This window comes from Sporosarcina saromensis, from assembly GCF_033253735.1.
Classification (GTDB): domain Bacteria; phylum Bacillota; class Bacilli; order Bacillales_A; family Planococcaceae; genus Sporosarcina; species Sporosarcina saromensis.
The window spans coordinates 24,209-44,497 of record NZ_JAUBDI010000025.1; the positions used below are offsets into that span (position 1 = coordinate 24,209).

General features: G+C 45.8%; 21 protein-coding genes. 17 read left to right on the forward strand and 4 right to left on the reverse strand.

Going from position 1 to position 20,289, the window contains the following annotated elements:
• Window positions 1–24 precede the first annotated feature (24 nt).
• Window positions 25–1,044, forward strand: coding sequence for a ThiF family adenylyltransferase (locus QT711_RS17480; RefSeq protein ID WP_317946387.1), 1,020 nt, complete (start codon window positions 25–27; stop codon window positions 1,042–1,044).
• 31 nt (window positions 1,045–1,075) lie between these two features.
• Window positions 1,076–1,570 (forward strand): MogA/MoaB family molybdenum cofactor biosynthesis protein, encoded by a 495-nt coding sequence (locus QT711_RS17485; RefSeq protein ID WP_317946417.1) that lies wholly within the window; start codon window positions 1,076–1,078, stop codon window positions 1,568–1,570.
• A gap of 153 nt (window positions 1,571–1,723) precedes the next feature.
• Here the strand turns inward: QT711_RS17485 and moaC are convergent, their stop codons facing one another.
• Window positions 1,724–2,218: a cyclic pyranopterin monophosphate synthase MoaC gene (moaC, locus tag QT711_RS17490; RefSeq protein ID WP_317946389.1), complete on the reverse strand. Its 495-nt coding sequence runs from the start codon at window positions 2,216–2,218 to the stop codon at window positions 1,724–1,726.
• Between the two features lie 96 nt (window positions 2,219–2,314).
• Here moaC and QT711_RS17495 point away from each other — a divergent pair, with 96 nt between their 5' ends.
• The 11 genes from QT711_RS17495 to QT711_RS17545 all read left to right on the forward strand — a co-directional run bounded on the left by QT711_RS17495 (window position 2,315) and on the right by QT711_RS17545 (window position 11,950).
• Window positions 2,315–3,571 (forward strand): molybdopterin molybdotransferase MoeA, encoded by a 1,257-nt coding sequence (locus tag QT711_RS17495; RefSeq protein ID WP_317946390.1) that lies wholly within the window; start codon window positions 2,315–2,317, stop codon window positions 3,569–3,571.
• Window positions 3,568–4,080, forward strand: a complete 513-nt coding sequence (gene mobB, locus QT711_RS17500; RefSeq protein ID WP_317946418.1) for a molybdopterin-guanine dinucleotide biosynthesis protein B — start codon at window positions 3,568–3,570, stop codon at window positions 4,078–4,080. The genes QT711_RS17495 and mobB overlap by 4 nt, the downstream gene beginning before the upstream one ends.
• Entirely contained in the window at window positions 4,067–4,513 is a 447-nt protein-coding gene (locus tag QT711_RS17505; protein ID WP_317946391.1) for a molybdenum cofactor biosynthesis protein MoaE, read from the forward strand. Before mobB ends, QT711_RS17505 begins: the two co-directional genes overlap by 14 nt.
• Entirely contained in the window at window positions 4,510–4,743 is a 234-nt protein-coding gene (moaD, locus tag QT711_RS17510; protein WP_317946392.1) for a molybdopterin converting factor subunit 1, read from the forward strand. The genes QT711_RS17505 and moaD overlap by 4 nt, the downstream gene beginning before the upstream one ends.
• Window positions 4,743–5,333, forward strand: a complete 591-nt coding sequence (gene mobA / locus QT711_RS17515) for a molybdenum cofactor guanylyltransferase (protein ID WP_317946394.1) — start codon at window positions 4,743–4,745, stop codon at window positions 5,331–5,333. The genes moaD and mobA overlap by 1 nt, the downstream gene beginning before the upstream one ends.
• Window positions 5,314–6,324 (forward strand): GTP 3',8-cyclase MoaA, encoded by a 1,011-nt coding sequence (moaA, locus tag QT711_RS17520; RefSeq protein ID WP_317946395.1) that lies wholly within the window; start codon window positions 5,314–5,316, stop codon window positions 6,322–6,324. Before mobA ends, moaA begins: the two co-directional genes overlap by 20 nt.
• 502 nt (window positions 6,325–6,826) lie before the next feature.
• Window positions 6,827–7,789 carry a 2-hydroxyacid dehydrogenase gene (locus tag QT711_RS17525; protein ID WP_317946397.1) on the forward strand — a complete coding sequence of 321 codons (963 nt, stop codon included), beginning with the start codon at window positions 6,827–6,829 and terminating at the stop codon, window positions 7,787–7,789.
• 321 nt (window positions 7,790–8,110) lie between these two features.
• Window positions 8,111–8,776: a DUF4085 family protein gene (locus tag QT711_RS17530; protein WP_317946399.1), complete on the forward strand. Its 666-nt coding sequence runs from the start codon at window positions 8,111–8,113 to the stop codon at window positions 8,774–8,776.
• A gap of 228 nt (window positions 8,777–9,004) precedes the next feature.
• Window positions 9,005–10,738: a carbon starvation CstA family protein gene (locus QT711_RS17535; protein ID WP_317946400.1), complete on the forward strand. Its 1,734-nt coding sequence runs from the start codon at window positions 9,005–9,007 to the stop codon at window positions 10,736–10,738.
• A 13-nt stretch (window positions 10,739–10,751) separates the two neighbouring features.
• Entirely contained in the window at window positions 10,752–11,009 is a 258-nt protein-coding gene (locus QT711_RS17540; RefSeq protein ID WP_317946401.1) for a cory-CC-star protein, read from the forward strand.
• Window positions 11,010–11,023: 14 nt separating this feature from the next.
• The gene (locus QT711_RS17545) at window positions 11,024–11,950 is read left to right on the forward strand and encodes an ArsA family ATPase (RefSeq protein WP_317946403.1); all 927 of its coding nucleotides are present in this window, start codon (window positions 11,024–11,026) and stop codon (window positions 11,948–11,950) included.
• Window positions 11,951–12,029: 79 nt separating this feature from the next.
• Here QT711_RS17545 and hutG read toward each other — a convergent pair whose 3' ends face one another.
• Window positions 12,030–12,968, reverse strand: a complete 939-nt coding sequence (hutG, locus tag QT711_RS17550; protein ID WP_317946420.1) for a formimidoylglutamase — start codon at window positions 12,966–12,968, stop codon at window positions 12,030–12,032.
• Between the two features lie 88 nt (window positions 12,969–13,056).
• On the opposite strand from hutG, the gene QT711_RS17555 reads away from it, so the two are divergent.
• A complete protein-coding gene (locus tag QT711_RS17555) occupies window positions 13,057–14,478 on the forward strand; it encodes a helix-turn-helix transcriptional regulator (protein WP_317946405.1) in 1,422 nt (473 codons plus the stop codon).
• A 178-nt stretch (window positions 14,479–14,656) separates the two neighbouring features.
• On the opposite strand, the gene QT711_RS17560 is transcribed toward QT711_RS17555, so the two are convergent.
• Window positions 14,657–15,160 (reverse strand): hypothetical protein, encoded by a 504-nt coding sequence (locus tag QT711_RS17560; protein ID WP_317946407.1) that lies wholly within the window; start codon window positions 15,158–15,160, stop codon window positions 14,657–14,659.
• 15 nt (window positions 15,161–15,175) lie between these two features.
• Complete coding sequence (locus QT711_RS17565; protein ID WP_317946409.1) at window positions 15,176–15,493, reverse strand: hypothetical protein; 318 nt, start codon at window positions 15,491–15,493, stop codon at window positions 15,176–15,178.
• A gap of 305 nt (window positions 15,494–15,798) precedes the next feature.
• On the opposite strand from QT711_RS17565, the gene hutU reads away from it, so the two are divergent.
• The 3 genes from hutU to QT711_RS17580 all read left to right on the forward strand — a co-directional run bounded on the left by hutU (window position 15,799) and on the right by QT711_RS17580 (window position 20,126).
• A complete protein-coding gene (hutU, locus tag QT711_RS17570; protein ID WP_317946411.1) occupies window positions 15,799–17,472 on the forward strand; it encodes a urocanate hydratase in 1,674 nt (557 codons plus the stop codon).
• A complete protein-coding gene (hutI, locus tag QT711_RS17575) occupies window positions 17,469–18,722 on the forward strand; it encodes an imidazolonepropionase (protein WP_317946412.1) in 1,254 nt (417 codons plus the stop codon). The genes hutU and hutI overlap by 4 nt, the downstream gene beginning before the upstream one ends.
• Before the next feature lie 84 nt (window positions 18,723–18,806).
• On the forward strand, window positions 18,807–20,126 hold the full coding sequence (locus tag QT711_RS17580; RefSeq protein ID WP_317946414.1) for a YjiH family protein: 1,320 nt from the start codon (window positions 18,807–18,809) through the stop codon (window positions 20,124–20,126).
• Window positions 20,127–20,289 lie beyond the last annotated feature (163 nt).

The window sequence follows — 20,289 nt, forward strand, 5'->3', positions numbered from 1 at the left end:
TGAGAATATGGGGGTGAAGGGGACATGGAAAATCGATATTCACGTCAGACGTTGTTCAAACCGATTGGGCAGGAGGGGCAACAACGGTTAAAACGAGCGCATGTTGTTGTCATCGGCTGTGGCGCATTAGGTTCACCGATTGCAGAAATGCTTGTACGTGCTGGAATTGGAAAGCTGACCATTGCAGATCGTGACTATGTAGAGATGTCCAATTTGCAACGACAGCAACTGTTTACAGAACAGGATGCGTTGGACGGAGTGCCTAAAGTAGTTGCTGCAGCAAGAAAACTGAAGGAGATCCGCCAAGATTGCGAGATTCGTCCTGTGTTAGATCACGTTGATGGATCGCTTCTTGAAGAACACGTCAAGGATGCAGCTATTATTATGGATGCGACGGACAATTTTGAAACGCGTCTGCTCATGAATGATGTCGCTTGGAAGCGTGGAATTCCTTGGATTTATGGGGCATGCGTCGGCAGTTCGGGGACGGTTTTTCCGTTTATTCCTGGTAAGACTGCTTGTTTTCGTTGTTTACTTCCAGTTCTTCCGGCTGTGAATGAAACGTGTGATACGGCGGGTATCATTGCGCCAGCTGTACAAACAGTGGCGGCAAGACAGACTGCAGAAGCGTTGAAATGGTTGACGGGCAATGAAGATGCGATGATGACAAAGCTTCTCCATTTTGATGTTTGGCATAATACACAAGTGGAAGCAGGCATCGCTCGGTTGCAAAATGAGCAGTGCGAAACGTGTGGCGCGGCACCAACTTATCCATCGATTCATCAAACGGAAGGGACAAACTATGCGGTGCTTTGCGGAAGAGAGACGGTCCAAGTCATTCCTGCTAGCAATCGACGATTGTCCATTCAAGATGGAGAACGTGTGGCAAAACGGCTTGGTTCTACCTATAGAACAACGAAGTATTTCATTGAATTCCACGCAGAAGGGTATCGATGTGTGTTATTTGAAAACGGCCGTTTATTAATTCACGGATTAAGAGATCGAAATGAAGGAAGAAAGCTGTACCATCAATTGTTTGGATAAAGGAGTGAAATCATTGTCACATCTGCATGAAATGGATAAGAAAAGCTCGATTGGCATCGCTGTGTTGACAGTTAGTGATACGCGGACGAAGGAAACAGATAAAAGTGGTGGAACGATTATTCAAAAGGCGGAGGCGGCTGGACATCAGATTGAAGATTACAAGATTTGTGTTGATGAAAAGGAAGAGATTACAGACATCGTGAAAAAATGGTCGAAAAATGCTACAATTGAAGTAATTATCATTACAGGCGGATCTGGAATCGGCAAGCGTGATATTACGATTGAAGCGGTGACACCTTTATTCTCCAAAATAATTGATGGATTCGGAGAATTGTTCCGATTTTTAAGTTATACGGAAGATGTCGGATCCAAAGCGCTGTTAAGCCGTGCGACCGCGGGTGCAATAGAGGAAAAGGTGTTATTTGCGTTGCCGGGTTCTTCCAAAGCGGTAGAATTGGCGATGGATAAGTTGATCCTCCCTGAATTGCACCATATCGTTCACGAGTTGACAAAGCATTTGAGATAAAGACTTGCCCGTCGAAAATGCTCGGTAGGTTGCACGTAAAAGACTCCGTAAAGGGCTTTTGGCTTTGATTCCATGGTAGGCGACAACTCTCGAATTGTGAGTGACCAAGCTTCGATGATAGAAATAATTATTTTCCAGCTTGAACCCGATAAATTATTCAGTCGTTCGCTCAAAGTCGCCATTTTTGCCGCCGGTTTTTTTCATTAACATCGTGGGCCCGATGACCATTTCTTTTCCGGCTGCTTTGCACATGTCGTATATGGTCAATGCGGCTGCGGATGCGGCGGTGAGGGCTTCCATCTCGACACCGGTGACACCTTTCGTCTTCACTTCTGCTTGAATGTGGATTTCGTAAAGGTTGTCGGCTTCGTTGATGTGCCAGTCGAAGTGAACATTTACACCCGTTAATGGGATTGGGTGGCACATCGGAATGAGTGATGCCGTGTTTTTAGCTGCCATGATCGCGGCAACTTGTGCGACGGCAAAGACATCTCCTTTTTTATTCGTCCCATCTGTTATTTGCACATGGATTGCTGCATTTACACGGATGGAAGAAGTGGCGATGGCTGTTCGTGTTGTGACTGCTTTGTCGGATACGTCGACCATTTTGGCCCGACCTTGTTCGTTGAAATGTGTGAGTTCGGACATGTTGTTCATTCCTTTCGTGAGGGTTGTAAATAAAATCATACATAATCTTATACATTGAATCTATTCGTAGTATAGCAGAGAAGGGGGACGAATCGTATGGTGGAAATGAGAAAGCCGATACGTGTTGCAGAAGCTGTGAAGCGTGTCATGAATGAAGTGGTGTCTATTGGTACGGAAGTAATTGATTTGGAAGATGCGTATGGCCGCGTTTTAGCTGAACCCATTATCGCCAAACATGATGTACCGCCTTTTGATCGATCGCCTTATGATGGATTTGCAATTCGTGCGATTGATTCTGCTGGAGCGACGGGCGATTCTAGAATCGCTTTCAACGTTGTCGGTGAAATTGGTGCCGGTTTTGTTGGAGAGCGGCCGATCGGTGAAAAGGAAGCATATCGGATTATGACAGGTGCGCAAATGCCAGAAAACGCGGACGCTGTTGTCATGTTGGAGCAGACGGTGGAAACAGCTACTGGATTCACGTTGCGGAAGCCGTTTGAACCAGGTGAAAACATCTCCTATCAAGGTGAAGACTGTAAGAAAGGTGAACAACTGATTGAAGCAGGAACGCTTATTCATCCAGGAACAATTGCTTTGCTTGCCACTTTCGGCTATGCACAAGTGAAAGTGGCGCGACGACCGATTGCTGGTATTTTATCGACAGGAACGGAATTATTAGATGTGTCGGATGCACTTGTACCGGGGAAAATCCGCAATTCCAATGGCCCGATGATTCGTGCTCAGCTCGATCGGATGGGCATCGCGTACCGTTCTTACGGGATGGCGGCGGATGAGCTCGATCATTGCACAACAGTCGTGAAGAAGGCGCTGGAAGAGACGGATTTCCTCATTACGACAGGCGGGGTATCTGTCGGGGATTACGACTACTTGCCTGCCATTTATGAGCGGCTCGGAGCGAAAGTGTTATTCAATAAAGTCGCGATGCGTCCAGGGAGTGTAACGACTGTCGCGGTGTTGGACGGGAAATTGCTGTTCGGACTTTCAGGCAATCCGTCTGCGTGCTTTACGGGGTTCGAGCTGTTTACGAGACCTGCTATTCTTCAGATGATGGGTGATACAGCCCCTTATATGCCGAGGATGACCGCGACATTAGGCGAAGATTTCACGAAACCGAATCCGTTTACGCGGTTCATTCGTGCGAGTTGGGCATACACGCCGGATGGGGTTGTGGCAGTACCTGCGGGTTTCAATAAATCAAACGCCGTTTCTTCGATTGCGCGAGGGAATTGCCTCATTGTATTGCCGAGCGGAACGCGTGGTTATGAAGCCGGAGATGTCGTCGATATTCTCCTACTTGGCAGTGAACAAGGCGTTCGTGAGTGGACGTTATGAAAACGCTCCATGTCGTCGGCTACAAAAACAGCGGGAAGACGACGCTTATGAGTCGATGGGTCCGTATATTGAAGGAAAAAGGGTTTACAGTTGCTGTTTTGAAGCATCACGGACATGGTGGAAAACCCGATATGCCGGATCGAAAAACGGACACGATGCAATTTATGGCGAATGGTGCTGACGCTACGCTCGTTGCGGGCGGCGGGGCCGTGCAGTTTGTTTGGAATGAAGAGCCGGATTTTGTGCAATTAAAGCAGTTGGCTCGTTACGGAACGCCCGACGTGTTATTGATTGAAGGGTATAAAGCGGAAGTGGGTGAAAAAGTCGTCTTTGTACGTGATGAAGCGGAATGGGAAACGTTGCGGCTTGTGCAAGGTCGGCAACTTGTCATCGGCTATGCACCAATGAACGTTGATTGCATACATATTCATTCACGTGAGCACGTTGAACAAATCGATGACTGGTTCATAGAGTGGATCGGAAAGGGGAATGGCGATGAAACCGTTTGAAATTGTCGAAACACCGATTGATATCCAGAAGTATTCTGATTATGTATTGCATCCTTCAGCAGGTGCCGTCACAATCTTCACAGGTAACGTGAGAGAGTGGACGCATGGCGTAAAAACGTTGTACCTTTCGTATGAAGCGTATATACCAATGGCGGAAAAGAAGCTTGCACAAATCGGGGCGGAGATGGAAGTGAAATGGCCGGGCATTCGCGTGGCCATTGCTCATCGGATCGGTGAACTGCAAATTTCAGATATCGCGGTCGTCATCGCGGTCTCGTCCCCTCACCGTAAGGCGGCATATGAAGCGAATGAATATGCGATTGACCGGATTAAAGAAATTGTTCCGATTTGGAAAAAGGAAATTTGGGAAGACGGAGAAGAATGGATTGGGGCACAAAAGAAGTATCCGGAAAAGGGGGTGGAGCAAGCATGATTCAAGTGCATTATTTCGCGAGACTGCGGGAATTGACCGGTAAAGGACAGGAGACACTCCATCGCGATTCAATGACAGTCAGTGAACTGTTGGACTGGGCGGAGGCGACGTATCCTGGATTTGGTGCAGACACGATTCAAGTGGCGGTGAATGAAGAGTATGCGTTGAAAGAGGATGTCATCCATTCAGGTGATGTGTGCGCGTTTATTCCGCCGGTGAGTGGTGGCTGATGAAAACGGTCGGTATCCTCCTGGCGGGTGGTTTATCAAGACGGTTTGGGTCGCCGAAAGCTTTTGCAAAATGGAATGGCGCTTCGTTTTATGAGTTGTCCCTGCGTGCATTGAGCCCGTTATGTGACGAGATAGTGATCGTGACGCGGTCGGAATTAGTGGATGCATTTCCAAGTGGGCTTTCTGTAATTACAGATGTGGATGCGTTTGCGGGGCAAGGGCCGGTTGCTGGGATTTTATCTGGAATGGAAGCTATCGAGGCGGAACGATACATTGTGCTGCCGTGCGATATGCCGTTGTTGAGTGCTGAAACGATTGGCCGGTTAGTTGCATGTCATGTGTCCGGTGTCACAGCAGTCATTTCAGAAGGGAAGCATCATCCACTCGTATCGGTGTGGGATCGAGATGCGCAATCAGTGTTAAAAAGTGCGTTGCTGGAAGGGCAGCGACGGGTGATGACCGTGCAAGAAAAAGTTGGCGTGCGTTGGGTTCAAGGAGCATGTTTGACGGAAAATGCTTCGGAGTTCATGAATGTGAATACGCCAGATCGTTTGAAGGGAGTGGACGGTTATGCAAACGATTGTCGATAAATTAGGTCGACCGATCCGTGACTTGCGCATCTCGGTGACGGACCGCTGTAATTTCCGGTGCTCTTACTGCATGCCGAAAGAAGTGTTTGGTGATGATTATGTGTTTTTGCCGAAAAGTGAGCTGCTTTCCTTTGAGGAAATCGAGCGGTTGGCACGCATTTTTGCTTTGCTTGGCGTGAAGAAGCTTCGTTTGACGGGTGGGGAACCGCTTATGCGGCGGGATATTGCAACGTTAATTGCGAAGCTGACGAAGATTGACGGGATTGAAGATATTGGGTTGACGACAAATGGCGTGTTGTTGGGGCAACAGGCGCAAGCGTTGTACGACGTAGGTTTGCGGCGCTTGAATATGAGTCTCGATGCGTTGGATCCGGATATTTTTGGTGAAATGAACGGCCGTGGGATTAAACCGGACCTTATTCTACGTAATATCGATCGTGCAAAGGACATCGGTTTCACAATGAAAGTGAATATGGTTGTGAAAAAAGGTGTCAATGAAAGCGAAATTCTTCCGATGGCTGCTTATTTTAAAGAGCGTGGTATTACGCTCCGCTATATTGAGTTCATGGATGTCGGTAATGACAATGGCTGGAGTTTTGACAGTGTTGTCACGAAGAAGGAGATCTATGAGCGGCTTGCTGCGAAATATGAGATGGAGCCTGCAGAAGAAGCGTATTTTGGTGAAGTGGCGAAGCGATATCGCTATGTCGACAATGGGGCGGAAGTTGGTTTCATTACGTCGGTGTCGGAGTCGTTTTGTTCAACGTGTACGCGCGCGAGACTATCGTCTGAAGGAAAATTGTACACATGTTTATTCGCTTCGGATGGATTTGATGTGCGGGCATTAATTCGAAGTGGTTTGTCGGATGAAGAAGTGATGGATCAGCTGATTGGCGTTTGGGAACGTCGGGCGGATCGGTATTCTGACGAACGGACAGAACAGACCGTGAAAAATCGGAAGAAGATTAATATGAGTTATATTGGTGGATGAAGGAAGTGCTTTGCGGCTTGGAAAAAGTCGGCGAAGCGCTTTTTTTGTTGGTGTGGCGGTAGGTAGTAAGTTATGAAATGTTCATTAGAAATGTGAAAGTGATTGATAGAAGATGGAAAGTGATTGATAGGGGAATTGCTCGGAGAAGAAAATACTAATTGGTCAAGTGCATGTGGCGCGATGGGATAAAAAATTGATATTCGATGACGCGTTCCGCGGAGTATTGGAAGGCCAGGCAATAAGCAGCTCTCGCAGAAAGCCTTTGACAAATAAAGGGTCTGTGCAGCTTGTACATCATAGTTCGAAGGTCATGAAATGGTGATAACTTTCATTATATGATCGATAACTTCGGCTATTCAATTGATAACTTTCTGTATTCAATCGAATACGTTGTGAACTCGACTGATAACCCCCTCTATTATTCTTCTGATTTACCTGATAAGTCTTCATCTTCCACTCACCGCATGATAAACTGAGGGAAAATCCGTTGGGGGGAGCAATAATGAAGCTGAGTGTGTATATTACCAGAAAGTTGCCAGACGAAGTGCTACAACCGTTACTAGAGAAATTTACGGTACGTATGTGGGAATCAGAAGAAGTCGCGGTACCACGAGATGTTTTATTACAAGAAAGCGAACGAGCGGATGCTTTGTTGACAATGATTTCTGATTCGATTGATGCAGAATTGATGGGCGTAGCGAAAAACTTGAAAGTCATATCCAACTTGGCAGTGGGTTTTAATAATATCGACACGGAAGCGGCAAAGCAAAGGGGTATCGTCGTGACGAACACGCCGGACGTGCTAACGGAGACGACGGCGGATTTGACGTTCGCTTTGGTAATGGCGGCAGCTCGCCGGATGACGTCTGCTGAACGAGCTTTGCGGGATGGAGAATGGACATCTTGGTCACCGCTCGGTTTTACAGGACAGGATGTGTGGGGAACAACAATTGGTATTATTGGCATGGGAAGGATCGGGGAAGCGGTTGCGCGACGTGCGAAAGGATTTGGCATGGAAGTGCTGTATTGCAACCGTAGCCGAAATGCCGAGGCGGAAGAAATGCTTGGAGCGCTGCGCAAAGAATTGGACGAATTGCTAGCTGAGTCAGACCACGTCGTCATGTTAGCGCCGTACACGGACGAGACGGCTGGCATGATTGGAGCGCGAGAATTGGCATTGATGAAGCCGACCGCCACTTTCATTAGTGCTTCACGAGGTGGCATTGTGGATGAAGATGCTTTGTACGATGCGCTGAAAAAGGGGACCATTTGGGCAGCTGGGCTAGATGTTTATGCAACAGAGCCGGTGCCAAGCAACCATCCATTATTGTCGTTGCCGAACGTTACGGCAGTTCCGCATATCGGCAGTGCATCTGTAAGAACGAGAATGGAGATGATGCGTGTCAGTATGCAAGCGATTACGGATGTGTTGGAAGGGAAAAATCCGAAGCACCGCGTTGTTTAATGGAAGGGACGATTAAAAGAACTGGGTTTGATTGTAGAGGTCAACTGCTAATATTGTAATCGAAAGTAGCAAGAAGCTAAGTAATTTATTCAGTCTATTAGCAATGAACATGTTAACTATTCAGCGTGTTGTTTATAGTAATCTCGCTTAACATAATCAGTTACAACTTTAAATCTGTTTCTCTCACAGGCTGTGCAGTAATTGTCTTAATGCGCAGCCTAATTGTTTTGCAGTATTTAATTGTAGTACTTTATTCAATTGGTCATAAATGAATTAACTTCTATAAAAGTAATAATGATTAGGTCGAAGGGAGATGAAAAAATGAAATTTTATACCAAAGAATTTTATGAGGAAATGCAAGTAGCTGCATTTATAACATTTCCGCCTTCGAGGGAAGAGTGGAATGTGTTTATGGATTCCTTAAAAGAGGACAAAAAGGACTATATAGATAACAGGATACTGCATTTAGAGGTTATGAAAGAAGATTTGTTGAAGTACCTTCCTACGTCCTTATATAAATTAATCCATGATAAGACTATAGTTACTGATTATCCTTCAAGTGAAAATTTAAAAATAATTAATCAGTGGCGTGAATCTTTTAATACAAAGGCGGAGTGTGTAAAACATGCCTCGATTGAGAGGTATGAGTCGATAAAAAATGAACTCTCTACAAGCGTTGTTCATTTACATGAAGAAGCTTTACATGACGCAGAAGTAATTAGTTTTGAGTGTAAACCTGAAGAACAGAAGTGTTATATGATTTTGGAGCACTATAAGAATGGAAAATCTATTAAAGTAAAGTTGACTTTTACAAATGTAAAAGAGCTCTCAGTAGATGAAAATATAAAAGGAGCAAAGTGGCTGTATGATGAAGTATCCGGGGACGCATCCTTTTTCGAAGTTAATATTTTACTTAATTATCCGCTAACAGAATTTCATATGAAGGCTGCTTCCTTAGAATTTGAAATAATAGATCCAGATGTCTGATTGAAAAATTTCGCCATTGTGTAGTAAACCATTTTCCTACTAAACCTTTCCCCACCTCGCCCATAGACCCATCTCTCCAACTAGCAATTAATTCCCGCCACAATCTCCAATTCAAGGCATAAGTAGTTGTCCCGCTTAATAGATTGTAATAGTACAGAAGCGGGAAAAACCTTCGTTTGGGCTTTTCCGAATGAAGTGCAAATTGAGAGGGAATGGAGGAAAGGGAAAGTGAGTGCAATTATTGTTGCATTGGCGGGGATGGTTGTTTTTGCATTAGGGTACCGTTTTTATTCCAAATTTGTCGCTGAAAAGATTTTTAGGCTTGACCCGAATTATGTGACGCCGGCGCATCGGTACAAAGATGGCGTTGACTTTGTGCCGACGAACAAATTTGTCCTGTGGGGGCATCATTTCACGTCTGTTGCAGGGGCGGCACCGATTTTAGGGCCGGCCATTGCGGTCTATTGGGGATGGCTGCCCGCTTTATTGTGGGTTGTTCTAGGTACCGTTTTTGCTGCAGGTGTCCACGACTTTGGAACACTCGTATTATCAGTGAGAAATAAAGGTCAATCGGTAGGCACGCTTGCGAACAAATTGATCGGCCAGCGGGCAAAGATTTTGTTCTTGTTCATTATCCTTATTTTAGTGTTAATGGTGAATGCGGTGTTTGCTTGGGTCATTTCCAACTTGTTCATTAAATTCCCGGCAAGCGTTTTTCCGGTTTTCATTCAAATTCCACTAGCCATTTGGATCGGGACGGCTGTATACAAACGCCAGAAGAAGATGCTCGTTCCTTCGTTAGTTGCTTTGGCAGTCATGTATATTGCGGCTGTTGTTTCGAGCAAAGTGAGCTTCTTGCAAATTGACCTTGTGAAGTACATGGGTGGGGCGGAAGGGGCTGGCCTGTTCGGTCTTGGTGCCGTTTCATCAGCGTTCTTTATCTGGATTATCATCTTGATGGTGTATGTCTACTTTGCTTCTACATTGCCTGTTTGGCGCTTGTTGCAACCACGTGATTTTATCAACTCCCATCAGCTCGTCGTCGGATTGGGTATTCTCTACTTAGGCTTGTTGTTCGCGAATCCAACGATTACTGCTCCAATGACAAATGCGACTTCAGATGTTTCGTGGTTCCCGTTATTATTCATTACCATCGCGTGCGGTGCCATTTCAGGCTTCCATGGCCTTGTGTCTTCCGGTACTTCATCCAAGCAGTTGAATAAAGAAACGGACGCACGATTCGTTGGCTATCTTGGTGCAGTCGGAGAAGGGATTTTAGCACTCGTTTCCATCGTCGCAGTCATCACATTCTTCCCGAATAAAGATGCATTCCTTGCAACGTACAGCAGCTTCGGGGCAGCGAATGGCTCTGGTTTGACAGTATTCGTACAAGGTGCGAGTAAATTAGCGACGAGCTTACACATTCCTGCAGACATCGCGACAACAATCGTGTCGATCATCGTCATCAGCTTTGCAGCGACGACATTGGATACATCAGTCCGTCTAATGCGCTATATCATTGCGGAACTAGGGATGGAATACAAAATGCCGAAACTTGCGAAGAAGCATGTTGCGACATCAGTTGCGGTCCTATCCAGTGCTGCGCTTGTCCTTCTTCCACAAGGTCCAAATGGATTTGGTTCTGGAGGCTATTTGCTCTGGCCATTGTTCGGTACGGCAAATCAGCTTTTAGCGGGAATCAGTTTACTGCTCATAGCGGTTTGGCTGAAACGATTGGGCAGAAATTATTTAGTGGCGATTATTCCGATGATTTTCCTGTTATTCATGACGTTACTCGCTATGTTCAAGCAAGTCCTCTTTGAGTGGTCTTGGTTCGGGTCCAATTCCAATTGGCTTCTATTCATTTTCGGTGCCATCATCTTCGTCTTTGCAATTTGGATCATTTTGACGGCGATTTCCGCTTTGTCGAGCAATCAAAAGATTTCAGTGGACGAAGAGTAATTGAGGTGTTTCCATGATTGATTCCCTGAAAAGATTGATGTTGTACTACGAAGAAGTCATTAGTTTGCCGCATCGCCGGGAGATTGCCGCAGAATTGCGGGATGAGGAAGACCTGTTTTTCCTCCTCCTGTATTCCGAAATGATTGGCATTCCGAATCCGGCGTATTATTACACATTGGAACTGTATCCGTATATGATTGAAAAATTTCATGAATGGCACTTGCGCATGGGCATGGAGAAATCTCCGATGCATGGCATCCGCTGTTGCTGAAATGAGGGGAAATGATGGATGTATTAACGAAACATATCATTTTTGTCGGTGGGAAAGGTGGAGTGGGCAAATCGACAACGGCTGCGGCCATCGCACACCGCCTATCCACAGCAGGACACCGCACACTGTTAGTTTCAACGGATCCGGCTCACAATGTCGGAGATCTTTTCGGACGAACGATCGGCGGAAAGCCAGTGGAGGTGGCGGAGCGGCTTGTCGCGCTGGAAATTGATCCACAGCTTGAAACGGAACGATACATCGCAGGCGTGAAAGACAATATTAAAGGTGTCGTCCATTCAAGCTTGATGGAGGAAGTGCATCGTCAATTGGATACAGCGAAAGCTTCTCCGGGAGCGGACGAAGCGGCTTTGTTCGATAAATTAATTACAATCATTTTGGAAGAACGAAAGTCGTTTGACAAAATCGTGTTCGATACAGCGCCAACTGGTCATACAATTCGCTTGTTGTCGCTGCCTGAACTAATGGGTGTGTGGATTCACGGTTTATTGGAAAAGCGAAAGAAGACAAATGAAAACTATTCACGCCTGCTCAATGATGGGGAACCTATGGAAGATCCTATTTACGATGTATTAGCGGAGAGGCAACAGCGGTTTATCCGTGTACGGGAACTATTAATGGATTGCCAGACAACAGGGTTCCTGTTCGTTTTAAACCCCGAGCGTCTACCAATTTTGGAAACAGAAAAAGCGATCGACTTGTTACACCGGCATTCGCTCGAAGTGAAATCAATCGTCGTCAATAAAGTCCTCCCTGAACACGTTGAAGGTGCATTTTGGAATGAACGGAAAGCGCATGAACAAAAATATTTGGAGATGATCGAGCAGTCGTTTAACGAGCAAGAAATTCTATATGTTCCGTTATTGCAAAGAGACATTACGAGTTTTGAAGACTTGGCGGTGTTCAGTGAACAATTGACATGATAAAAAAGGCCTTCTTAGAACGCTTAATCTAAGAGGCCTTTTTTGATTCAATTTTTCGGTGGGCGTATTGTATTTCTCGCTACTGCTTTCTCATAAACCCCGCAACCGCTTCATTCACAAAATGCGCACCGAGCTTAACCGTCCGGTTGTTTTCATCCAATGAAGGATTCACTTCACAAATATCAAATGAGCACGTCTTCTCGTGCCCCACAACTTTCCGGATGATTTCGCGGACGGTCGTTGGTTCCAATCCAAATGGGGACGGAGCACTGACACCAGGGGCATATGCTGCATTCAAGACATCCGTGCATAGCGTAAGCAGAACGGCATCATGCTTGTCCATGAACGCATCCAGTGCATTCATTAACTGCCCCAGTTGTCCTGGCATCATTTCATCTTCATGAACGTATGTGACACCAAGAGCATCAGCTCGGTTAAATAGCTCCTCAGTATTACCGTATCTTTGGATCCCCGCCACAAAATAAGCTACATGTGCATCGTGTTCTAAAATTTGTCTAAACATCGTGCCGGAGGAAGTCTGTTCATCGTACGGACGCAAATCGAAATGGGCGTCGATATTGACAATGCCAAGAGAAGCGCCTTTTCCGAGAAATTCACGTACCCCTACATAATGGCCGTAAAGTGTTTCATGACCGCCACCGATAATGATCGGCGTCGACCCATTCGCAAGCAATGTCTTCACAATGTCACCTAATTGTTGCTGTGCAGCTTCCATTTCCTCACCGCGACACGTAATATTGCCGACATCGACAAACCGTTTATGCTCTTGGAAACGCCATGGCAACTTCGCAAGTTCACTCCGTATGGCATTAGGAGCTTGCGCTGCACCGAGCCGCCCCTTATTGCGCCGGACTCCTTCCTCACATTCAAATCCGACAACCGCACAAACATCCACTGCTTCGCGAACGTCAAGTTCTTCCACTACTTGATGATAACGGAAAGCCGTAAAGTCCTCCGTATCATCAATTCTCCCCGTCCAAATCGTTTCACTCACAATACCATCCCTTTCTAAAGGAGACTCCTTGCCAACAGTATATCGCTAGATTATGATTATTCCAACAATCGATTTATAGAAAGGTGATCGTATGAACATCGTGTTGCTCATGAAAGACCCGCTCGAAGCACAAGGATTAAAATGGCTCCTCACTTCACAATGGACCGACGTGCAGGTGGAAATTGCCGACGTTCACAACCCGACCACAGACGCTTACCTTTATATTATCGACATGACATTGCTCGACGCAGATTTCGAAGTCCCGCCACATGCCGTCTGGCTCGGCATTTCATCTGAACGGACATTCCAGACTGTCTACAAAGCCCTATCCTTAAAGGCGGAAGATGTCCTATTCCGCCCATTTCAACCGGACAGGCTCATCCGACACATTCAACAAATTCGCTTCCGTTGGCGGAACGAATTAGCGCAACGTAACCGACCCGTCCAACAACGCACCGATGTCATAACGTATGAACACCTGCTCATCGGCGAAACCGAGGTGCAAACCCCAGTGCTGTTGAGTTTAATCGCGCCATCACATATTGAAGAGGTCGACCATCTCGTCCGCGAACTCGAGATGCATGATTTCCCGACTACATATGACATCTTCCCGTTTTCTGATTTTGTGCTCGTCATCCATCGGTTAATAGATCTCAACACCCTTCAAGAAGCGTATACGATCTTTTATTCGCAATGGAAGCTGCAATCGGATGCAATACTGACCATCTATTTACATACAGATGAAAGCCGTACAACGTATCGTTCACTGTATAAAAGAATGCGTCGTCTCCATGAACGTATTTTCTATGACGGTTATGATGTATTGTCTTTGGAACAAGAAGAGCTTCATTGGCGGGAGATGGATCCTTTTCTGTCACCGCTCGAGCAACGGAAATGGGTGGAGATGCTTGAAAAACGGCAAATGATAGCCATACGGGAATGGATGGAACAAGACTTTTTAACGGTGGAAGCTCCATTTCCTGATCCCGAAATGGTCCGCGTCCGACTGACGAGTATTCTTGCACAAGTGCGGAGGTATATGACCGCACATTCCGTGAAATCACAAACTGTCGAGCAAGCCTATAGAACAGTATTCGAAACGGTCATTCGAGAGCCAGTCATGTACCAAATTATCCAATCGTTCCTTGCGTTCATTGCCGATTTACTGCAAACGTCTGAAGGGGTGATGCGACGGGAGGGGAGCTTGGTCGATAAAGTGCAAGAGCGCATGCAAGCGAATTACTGGGATGCGACGTGGAGCTTGGCGGCATGTGCAGAGGAATTGAATATCCATAAAAGCACATTAAGCCGAAAGTATGCGAGTGAAGCAGGGAAGTCCTTCAGCAATTCGTTATTGGAGATTCGCATCTCTGAGGCCAAACGATTGTTGAGAGAGACAGACTTGGCAATCGCAGATGTTTCGCAATCGACCGGATTCACACACGCGACCTATTTCAGTAAGCGGTTTAAAGAGGAGACGGGTCGGACGCCTTATCAGTTTAGAGTGGGCTGAGTTACGAGGATGAAAAAAGATGGATTTACACTTATTGTTGTATTTGCATAGGGTACTGACCAGGATTTAGTATTTGGCTTTGAAAATACATCCAATCCTAAAATACTATCCTGGTCATTATGAGATTATGCATATTAACGAATTGAATACATGTCAAAGAAGCTAGATTCTTTCTTTGTCAACACCTATCTAATAGCTCCTGCATCATATCTGCACGAATCATTCGAAATTGAAAAGGTACTTCCAGTTTTGCAAGCCATTCTATATGACTATGAGGAATTTTATATAACGCCCCACTTAACCCTTCTGGAAAAATAAGCTCGATCAGACAAGTACAATCGTATTCCTTCATAATGATATCGAGACGATTTCTAAAGTCTTTTGGATTTCCGAGCAGAACTTCTAGGTTCTTAAACAATTGTAATACTGCTTCATCGTGATCATATGCACAAGCCGATGTTTGATTGTCTGATAGTCGAACAAACCGGCTCCAATAGGCATAAGCTGCCTCCCCATGTTGGCTAAAAAAATTAAAATCTCCTCTATTAAAATGAAATGAGTTAGTTATTCCTAAAATCGTATCAATATCTGTACTGGAAAACAATTTGAATTCTTGTCCCCAATTACTATGAAAAGATTTTGCTTCAGAAGTTACCGAAATACCTAATAAAAATGGATCCAAAAACATCCTCCTCCATTAGTTCGTTGTAATGTAATAGTGGGTGTACTCTGAAATTCGAAGTGTTGCTTTTTCGACAATCACAACTTGCTTTGTTTTTGTTATTTGATATAAATCATGTTTCGACGAGAAACCATATTCAGCTTTTATTTGGTGGGCTGTTCTTCCTGTGCTTCTAATTTGGACTGGTCCAAGTATTTTCATGCCTCCACACAAAGCATTCATATCGTCTGGTTCATTCAATGGTGAAGTAATAGATAATGTGTCATTGAACGGTTTACATTCAGGAAGGCTTCTTAATGATTCAGCATCTGATTGAATACTGAACCCAAACAATAGAATGATAGTTAATGCAAATGAAAATATTTTTTTTATTAAAATTACCTCCTTTTCTAAAATAATATACTTACTTTTTTAAAAAAACTATGAGTTAAAAATACTGATTTTTCCGAAGACTATATGCACTATCTTTTTTTCCCCAACCATCTTATTGTTTACGCAAACATATTATTATAGAATACAACTTTGATTATATCCGCTTATGCAATCAGCTAAAAAAGTATAAAAAAGCAAACAATCTATAAACTATTAACTGAACTTTCCTTATAGAATGATAGTAACGAAAGGGAGGTTGGTTGAAAATGAAAGCGGATACAGTGGAGAAGGTTGTTCAGTATCGAGGTACGGAGTTACATACGAAAGGGTGGCAGCAAGAGGCGGCACTTCGGATGTTGATGAACAATTTACATCCGGATGTGGCGGAGCACCCGGACAAATTGGTTGTGTATGGGGGAATCGGCAAGGCGGCTCGTAACTGGGAAAGTTTCGATGCGATTGTTCGGTCATTGAAAGCGTTGGAAAATGATGAAACGCTATTGATCCAATCAGGAAAACCGGTTGCAATCTTCAAATCGCATACGGATGCACCGCGAGTGTTGATTGCTAACTCGAATATTGTCCCTGCGTATGCAAACTGGGATACATTTCATGAGCTCGATAAGAAGGGTTTGATGATGTACGGGCAGATGACGGCAGGTAGCTGGATATATATCGGTTCGCAAGGGATTGTTCAAGGGACATACGAGACGTTTGCGGAACTCGGTAAGCAACATTTCGGCGGCTCCTTAAAAGGAACGATTACGTTAACGGCTGGTTTAGGCGGCATGGGTGGTGCGCAACCATTGGCCGTAACGATGGCGGGAGGCGTTTGTATTGGCATCGAAGTCGATGAAACGCGTATTAATCGCCGGATTGAGACGCGGTATACAGATGTTAAAACGGATTCATTGGATGAAGCGATCCGTTTAGCAGAAGAAGCGAAAGCGGAAGGGAAGGCTTTGTCGATCGGGTTACTTGGAAATGCGGCGGATATTTTGCCTGCCATGATTGCACGCGGCTTCAATCCAGATGTCTTGACGGATCAGACATCAGCGCACGACCCGTTGAACGGCTATATACCTTCAGGGATGACGCTTGAACAGGCAGCCGCGCTTCGCGATTCCAATCCGGAAGAGTACGTAAAGCGGTCGAGAGCTTCGATGGCGACACATGTTTCGGCGATGATCGACATGATGGATAAAGGTGCAGTCACATTCGATTATGGGAATAACATTCGCCAAGTCGCGAAAGATGAAGGGGTCGAGCGGGCATTTGATTTCCCTGGATTTGTGCCTGCGTATATTCGACCACAGTTTTGTGAAGGGAAAGGGCCGTTCCGCTGGGTAGCGCTTTCGGGTGATCCGGAAGATATCCGAAAGACGGACGAAGTGATTTTACGTGAATTTAGTTACAATACGCATCTATGCAATTGGATCAGGATGGCGCAGGAAAAAATTCAGTTCCAAGGATTGCCGTCACGAATTTGCTGGCTTGGGTATGGAGAACGTGCCCGTTTTGGGAAAATCATTAACGACATGGTCGCAAGTGGGGAATTAAGCGCGCCGATCGTCATCGGACGGGATCACCTCGATTCAGGATCGGTGGCGTCGCCAAATCGTGAGACAGAAGCGATGAAAGATGGGTCGGATGTTGTGTCGGATTGGCCGATTTTAAACGCGATGATCAATGCAGTCGGTGGGGCGACATGGGTGTCTGTCCATCATGGTGGCGGTGTCGGTATGGGCTATTCGCAACACGCGGGAATGGTTATCGTGGCTGACGGAACGAAAGAAGCGGAAGCGCGGTTGGAACGTGTATTGACGACAGATCCGGGCATGGGCATTGCACGACATGTCGATGCAGGCTATGACTTGGCGATTCAGACAGCAAAAGAAAAAGGGGTCAATATCCCGATGATGGAAGGTGAACGGTCTTGAAACCGGTTTGGATTCAACATGCAGCACAATTAGCGACGATTGCAGGTGAAAATGCACCGCGCAAACGTGAGAAGATGTCTGAACTAGGCATTATTGAAGACGGCAGTATATGGATAGAAGATGGAGTCATTCAAGCGATCGGAACGACGGAGGAATTACAGAAGCAATTTGGCGACCGTGCTGCTGACGCGGAAGTGATTGACGCTTCAGGAAGGTTAGTAACGCCAGGGCTTGTCGATCCGCATACGCACGTCGTGTATGGGGGGAGCCGTGAACGAGAATTCGAAATGCGGCTAGAAGGCGCTACGTATATGGAAATTATGAATGCGGGTGGCGGCATCCATGCGACGAGCCGGATGACACGAGAAGCGACAGAAGACGAGTTGGTCGAGCAGTCGACGCGGAGACTCAATTCATTTCTCATACATGGTGTGACGACTGTTGAAGGGAAAAGTGGGTACGGTCTTAATTGGGAGACGGAGTTGAAACAGTTGCGGGCGGCGAAGCGATTGAATGAAACGCATCCAATCGACCTCGTCTCGACATTCATGGCGGCGCATGCCGTTCCGTTAGAATATAAGGGCAAGGAAGATGAATATATTGATAGCATCATCAATGACATGCTGCCGATTGTTGCGGAAGAGAAGCTTGCGGTGTTCAATGATGTGTTCTGCGAAGTAGGTGTCTTCACTCCTGAACAATCTGAACGGATTTTGGAAGCAGGGAAAAAGCTTGGGTTGATCCCGAAAATTCATGCGGATGAAATCGAATCATATGGAGGGGCAGAGTTGGCCGCAAAAGTCGGTGCCATTTCAGCGGAGCATTTATTAAAAGCATCTGACGAGGGAATTCAACAGATGGCAGAAGCAGGTGTCATCGCTTGTTTATTACCAGCAACAGCACTGTTCCTACGTGAGCAAGCGGCGCAAGGACGCAAAATGGTCGATGAAGGGGTCGCAGTTGCAATTTCAACAGATTGTAATCCGGGATCTTCGCCAACAACCTCGATGCCACTCGTTATGAATTTGGCGTGCATTTCCATGCGTCTGACACCGGCGGAAGCACTCGTTGCAGCGACAATGAATGCTGCATGCGCAATTGGGATGGAAGCGAAGGTCGGATCTCTTGAAGTAGGAAAGCAAGGGGATGTCGTCATGTGGGACATCGGCAATTATCAAGAACTGCAATACTTGTTTGGCGTCAACCATGTCGATAAAGTATGGAAAAAAGGCGTTCGTGTTGTAGGGTGATGAATGGCCGTGAATGAAGCTTGCGTTTCATTCACGGTATTTTTGAAAGGATAATTAACGGAACATTCAGAAGGGGTGAAATGTATGGAGCAAGTGGGAGAAAAGGTGAAAGTGCGTTCAAATCCAGGTATGTGGAAGTTTTTCGTGTTCAGTGCAATCGGTGCCTTCATGTTTTTCGTGCCAGTCACAATCGGTGAAAAAAGTTCAATTATGCTCGATCATATCGTTACGTTCATTCAGACGCACGCAGGGGGAGCGTTGCCGTATTATGCGTTGCTTGTCATCTTGGCGGGGGCGGTGTATCCATTCGTCTCAGGTGCTTGGAAAAAATCGACGGTGAATAGGGTATTTTCGGTATTTAAAGTGGTTGGACTCGGAGTTGGCATTATGCTCGTCTTCAATGTAGGACCGGCATGGCTTTTTGAACCGAGTATGGGACCATTTTTGCTAAATAAATTGGTTATTCCAGTCGGATTATTGGTGCCAATTGGAGCGATATTTTTAGCGTTGCTCGTCAGTTATGGCTTGTTAGAATTCATCGGTGTGCTCTTGCAACCCATCATGCGACCGGTATGGCGAACGCCTGGACGTTCAGCGATTGACGCGGTTGCTTCGTTTGTCGGTTCTTACTCACTTGGGTTGTTAATTACAAACCGGGTGTACAAAGAAGGGAAGTACACGGCGAAAGAAGCCGCAATTATTGCGACTGGATTTTCGACGGTTTCGGCAACATTCATGGTCGTCGTAGCGAAGACTTTGGATTTGATGAGTATGTGGAATTTGTACTTCTGGGTGACGTTACTCGTGACGTTCCTTGTTACAGCGATCACGGTTCACATTTGGCCGTTACGTTCATTCAAAGACGAATATTACGAAGGGGCGACTCCTCAACCGGAAGTGAAGCCGGAAGGGAGACGGATTGCGACTGCATGGAATGAAGCGATGGACACGGTTTCCAAAGCACCTACGTTTGCGCAAAACATTGTGACGAACGTACGTGATGGCTTGATGATGGCAATGGCAATTTTGCCGTCAATCTTATCAATTGGTTTGTTGGGGCTTGTGTTGGCTGAATTTACACCCGTATTCGATTGGATCGGGTACATTTTCTATCCATTCACATGGATGTTGCAACTTCCTGAGCCGATGCTAGTTGCAAAAGCATCCGCGTTAGGCATTGCTGAAATGTTCCTGCCAGCATTGTTGGTCGTCGAATCTGCGTTAGTCGTTAAGTTTGTAATCGCGGTTGTGTCGGTATCATCGATTATCTTCTTTTCGGCACTCGTTCCGTGTATCGTGTCGACGGAAATCCCGCTCACAATTCCGCAATTGATTGTCATTTGGATTCAACGTGTGATCTTAACCTTACTAATCGTAACCCCGATCGCGTATTTACTGCTATAAAGAAAAAACACTCGGAAGTTGCGATTTCCGAGTGTTTTTAGTTGTGCGCCCGGCATGGGCTATAACTTGGTGGTGAAAGTCCACTACAGGCTTGGCAGTAGGAACTGTTAGCTTAAGGCAAGGGTGTTCATCGTGAGGTGGAATCTGAAGGAAGCCGGCGGCA